This window comes from bacterium (genome assembly GCA_021372535.1).
Taxonomy (GTDB): domain Bacteria; phylum Latescibacterota; class Latescibacteria; order Latescibacterales; family Latescibacteraceae; genus JAFGMP01.
Window position 1 is genome coordinate 1 of the sequence record JAJFUH010000062.1, and the last position, 4,244, is coordinate 4,244.

At 50.1% G+C, this 4,244-nt stretch carries 3 protein-coding genes; all 3 read right to left on the reverse strand.

The genetic code is table 11. The annotated features are described in order from the left end of the window. Nucleotides 1-54: 54 nt before the first annotated feature. Nucleotides 55-1,353: an endonuclease/exonuclease/phosphatase family protein gene (locus LLG96_06655; GenBank protein MCE5249885.1), complete on the reverse strand. Its 1,299-nt coding sequence runs from the start codon at nt 1,351-1,353 to the stop codon at nt 55-57. 74 nt (nt 1,354-1,427) lie between these two features. Beyond that, nucleotides 1,428-3,818 carry a phenylalanine--tRNA ligase subunit beta gene (pheT, locus tag LLG96_06660; GenBank protein ID MCE5249886.1) on the reverse strand — a complete coding sequence of 797 codons (2,391 nt, stop codon included), beginning with the start codon at nt 3,816-3,818 and terminating at the stop codon, nt 1,428-1,430. Between the two features lie 107 nt (nt 3,819-3,925). After that, the coding region (locus LLG96_06665) for a phenylalanine--tRNA ligase subunit alpha (GenBank protein MCE5249887.1) at nt 3,926-4,244 on the reverse strand (319 nt) is incomplete at its 5' end.

Here is a 4,244-nt window from a genome sequence, read left to right on the forward strand (position 1 = left end):
TATGAAACGCTTGCTTTGGACTGAAGCGTTATTGTGCGAAACCGATATTCTTCTTTATGGCAATCGTACGGCCGCAACAACCGGTTTATGATCCGAACCCTGTGCATGCCGTAAAACCTCCGATGAAACCATGGTAATATCCTTGCTGACAAAGATGTGGTCGATTCTCATCACATCGCGGGCAAACCGTGATACCCATGGGAAATTTCCAGATCGGCGCTTTATCCACGACTCCCCGAAAGTATCGCCGAGCCCCCACCCTTTTTCCGAGTATGTGTTGTAAAACCTGCTTTCGAGAAGTTGGAATGCCCTGCTGTTCGGAGTATCGTTCAAATCTCCGCAGAGAATCGTGGGTTGTTTGAAAGTAGCGACTGTATCCATCAGATACCGGGCCTGTTCGAATTTTTCCCCATCTATTGCCGCTTCGGTATCGGTCGCTTTGGTGACCAGTTCCTTGTCATTGATATTTTTACGGGCTGCTTTCTCTATTCGATGCCCCACGGTTATCAGGTGATAGTTCACGATATTTATTGTTCTGCCCCCCACGTTCATCTCTGCAAAGATAAAATTCACATGACGGTCCTGTCGGTCACCCACTATGGGTACATCGATTTTTTTCAGGGGAAACCGTGAAAGAATAAGCGCCGCGCTCCGTGTCCATCGTGTCAGATTATCGCCGATCAGCATGTAGGGGAACTGGTTCCCCAGCTCTTCCCTGAAGAGTTCGGGATCACGCATCGGATTAAATTCCATGATACAGACAACATCGGGCGATATATGTTTGATTGTATTAATGACCTTCATGCGGTCTTCAAAACCGGCGCGCGCAAAAATATTGTAACTCATGACCCTGATATCGCCCGGATTCTCTTCACGGGTACCATGTGGAACCAGCTGCCAATGGTAATGAACGACAACCAGTAACAGTATACAGACTAGAGGTGCATAGTGTGAAAGGCTCTTTTTCGCAGTTGATTTCCGTATCAGGCGCAGAAAAGCAAGCATGATGAACCAGAGCAGCGGAAGAAAGAGGAATTTGAAGGATTGTTCAAAGAAAAAAACAAACAGGAGAACGGCACCTGCCAGCGCCGTGGTTATTCCCGGGATTCTCCTCGAAGATTTGGAAACTCTTATGACATGAACGATTACCCTGTCAATGAGCAGAGTCCAGACCAGAAGCCCGAAGGGAACCCATATAAGGTCCGAGAGTATGCTTGAAGCAAGCCGTAACAGTATTGCCCGTTCTGGAGTATATCGTGCTCCATACCAGATAAAGGCGGCAAGGGCGGCATATAACCACAGACAGAGAGGCAATAATACCGATATGATAAGCCTGATCAGTGAAAAAAACATTGTTTCAGACCTGCGCGGATAACTTCCCAATACTCCGTACTGACACTCCGTTTTTTAGCCGGTGAAGTCACCGGTTATCTGAGGGATAACCCGTGCTGTTCCAGAAACCGGAGGTATTCATCACGGAAACCGGTGAGATCCTCACTGGTGAGTGTTCTCTCGGGCAGCCCGAGCCAGTAACGGAATGTATAACTTGCCTTACCCTCGGGAAGCCCTTTCCCCTCATACAGATAGAGAAATTTATGTCTCTTCATGATAGGGTGCGCAAATCCACCCAGAATATCCTCAAGGGCTGAAAAGTTTGAGTTCTTGTCAACAAGTATGGAGAAGTCCATCCATGATCCCGGATAAACGGGTATCTGTTCATACTGGATTTCAGGATACGCCGGGCCGGTGAGGTTTTCTCCCTGGATTTCAAACCATGCTACCTGCGTGCCTTTTTCGTAAACCTCGATAAACGGCTTTGTAATATACCCTATCTGTCCCGCAAATCTGCCGTTGACCGTGATATTCATTACAGCGTCGGCGCCATGCCATGGTTTTGAGAGCTTGTCATTTATGGAAAAATCGGGAATACTGCTGTTCTCGAAGGTGAAAAGCTCCTCGATCGTTCCCCTGACAATGAGGAAAAGCTCCCGAAGTCCACCCAGCTTCTCAGACTGACAGGCCACTCCTGCAATATGCATCGGTTGAACGGATCCGCTGCCTTTAGGATGGTATACACTCCCGACCTCATAAAGAAAGAAGCGGTCGCGATGCAGTGAATTCGACTCCATAAGTTCAAGCAGGTTCGGCAGGAGTTCCCGTCTCAGACGGCTGTTGTTTTCAGCGGCAGGATTCTTGAGCGTCAGGGTCTCGCCGGGATCATAGCCGATGCGTTTCAGCCACACATCATCGTACCAGCTGTATGTGTGAACCTCGTTGAACCCTTTCGCTTCGCTGAGAAAACGGCGGATTTTATGGAGCTTCTGAAGTTCGGTGTTGAACTGATAAGCGCGCATTTCAATCATGGGCATTGACGGTTTCACATTGTTATACCCATAAATCCGCGCAACTTCTTCGACAATATCATACGGAATGGAAATATCGCGTTTGCTCCGGTGAGGGGGAACGTCAATCCTGAGTTCGCCGCCGTTTACGGAACCTCTGAAACCGAGCGACGAGAGAATTTCCAGAACACGTTCCTGGGGAATCTCCATTCCGATGGAACGGCTGATAACGTCGGTCTTCATGGTAATGGTGCGTATCTGCTCGCCCGAGTCACCGGCGCAGGTTATCCGTGAGCGTAATGCGGGATTGAGCCCCGAATCCCTGAGGAGCTGCACAAATCGCCGTATGGACAACGTCATGTGATATGGGGGCTGTCCTTTCTCGAACCGGAGACTTGCCTCACTTCTCAGGCCGAGCCGCAGGGCTGTACGGCGGATACGGGCCGGATTGAAATTCGCGCTCTCGAGAAGAACGCGGGTTGTGTTTTCCTTGACTTCGGTTTCCTCACCGCCCATGATGCCTGCAAGGGCTATGGGACCGGTATGGTCACAGATCATACAGTCTTCCGGAATCATATCGCGATCGATGCTGTCCAGTGTCCTGAATGTCCCTTTTTTACCGAAGGGAGCAACAATGACATCCCTCACCCGCTCGCCGTCGAAAGCATGCATGGGCTGACCGAGCTCGAACATGATGTAGTTTGTCAGGTCTACAAGCAGATTGATTGGACGCTGTCCTATAGCCAGAAGACGATACTGCATCCAGAGCGGCGAAAAAGCCGGCCTCAGTCCATCGATATCGAGACAGCAGTATCCGGGACAGCTTTCATTGTCGTCGATTCTCAGCGGAAACGGATCGAGACCGATTTCCTCTTTCTCTTCAATGATTTCGAGCGGTTTGAGCTCTTTTCCGAAAATTGCTGCCAGTTCGCGGGCAAAACCATAGTGCCCCCAGAGGTCGGGACGGTGTGTTACACTCTTGTTGTCCACAACAATGATATCATCATGATCGGGTACAATGTTTGCCAGCTCGGTTCCTGCCTGAAGCGATTCGGGAAAAGCCATGATACCGACATGAGACTCGCCCCATCCGAGCTCCATCGGGCTGCAGAGAATCCCCTGGCTGAGATTACCGAACATGCGCTGCTCACCGATCGTGACCCCTCCAGCGATAACCGCACCGGGAGGAGCGTAGGCAGATTTCATTCCGATCTGTACATTCGGGGCACCGCATACCGTTTTCATGGTTTTCGAACCGAGGCTGACGGTGACATACCGCATGGGTTTATCGCTCTTCCCCGTATCGATCGGCTCAATTGCGGTAATTTCCCCCACGAGTATACCCCGAACCGCACGTCGGAGGGTTTCCACCTCCTCGACCTCGGCGGTTTTCATGGTCAGCTCGTGGGCAATATCTTTGGGCGACAGGCGGGGAAGATCAACATAGTATCCCAGCCATTCAAGTGAAAGTTTCATTGAAAATATTTCCTTATCTCAATTATAATGTCGTTTTTAGTTTTCGCGTATGGTGTTGAATCAATATAAATAGAAGAAATACTGTTAGTTATCACCGCAAACCGTATTTATACGGAAGCCGGAAACTGTTCAAGAACCCGTATATCACCCGAATTGAACAGCCTGATATTCGGAATCCCATACTTCATCATGGCAAGCCGGGTCAGGCCGAGACCGAATGCGAACCCACTCCATTCTTCCGGGTCCACTCCGCCGTGCCTGAGCACATTGGGATGTACCAGTCCGCAGGGCAGGAGTTCCAGCCATCCTTCATGCTTACATGACGGGCATCCCTCGCCGCCGCAGATAAGACATTTTATATCGAGCTCAAAACCGGGCTCGACGAACGGGAAATACCCGGGCCTGAGCCTTGTTTCAATTTTGCGG

What these genes read in the sequence shown, in the direction of transcription:
- LLG96_06655 (MCE5249885.1), bottom strand. Translation starts at nt 1,353, where the DNA reads ATGTTTTTTTCACTGATCAGGCTTATCATATCGGTATTATTGCCTCTC.
- pheT (MCE5249886.1), bottom strand. Translation starts at nt 3,818, where the DNA reads ATGAAACTTTCACTTGAATGGCTGGGATACTATGTTGATCTTCCCCGC.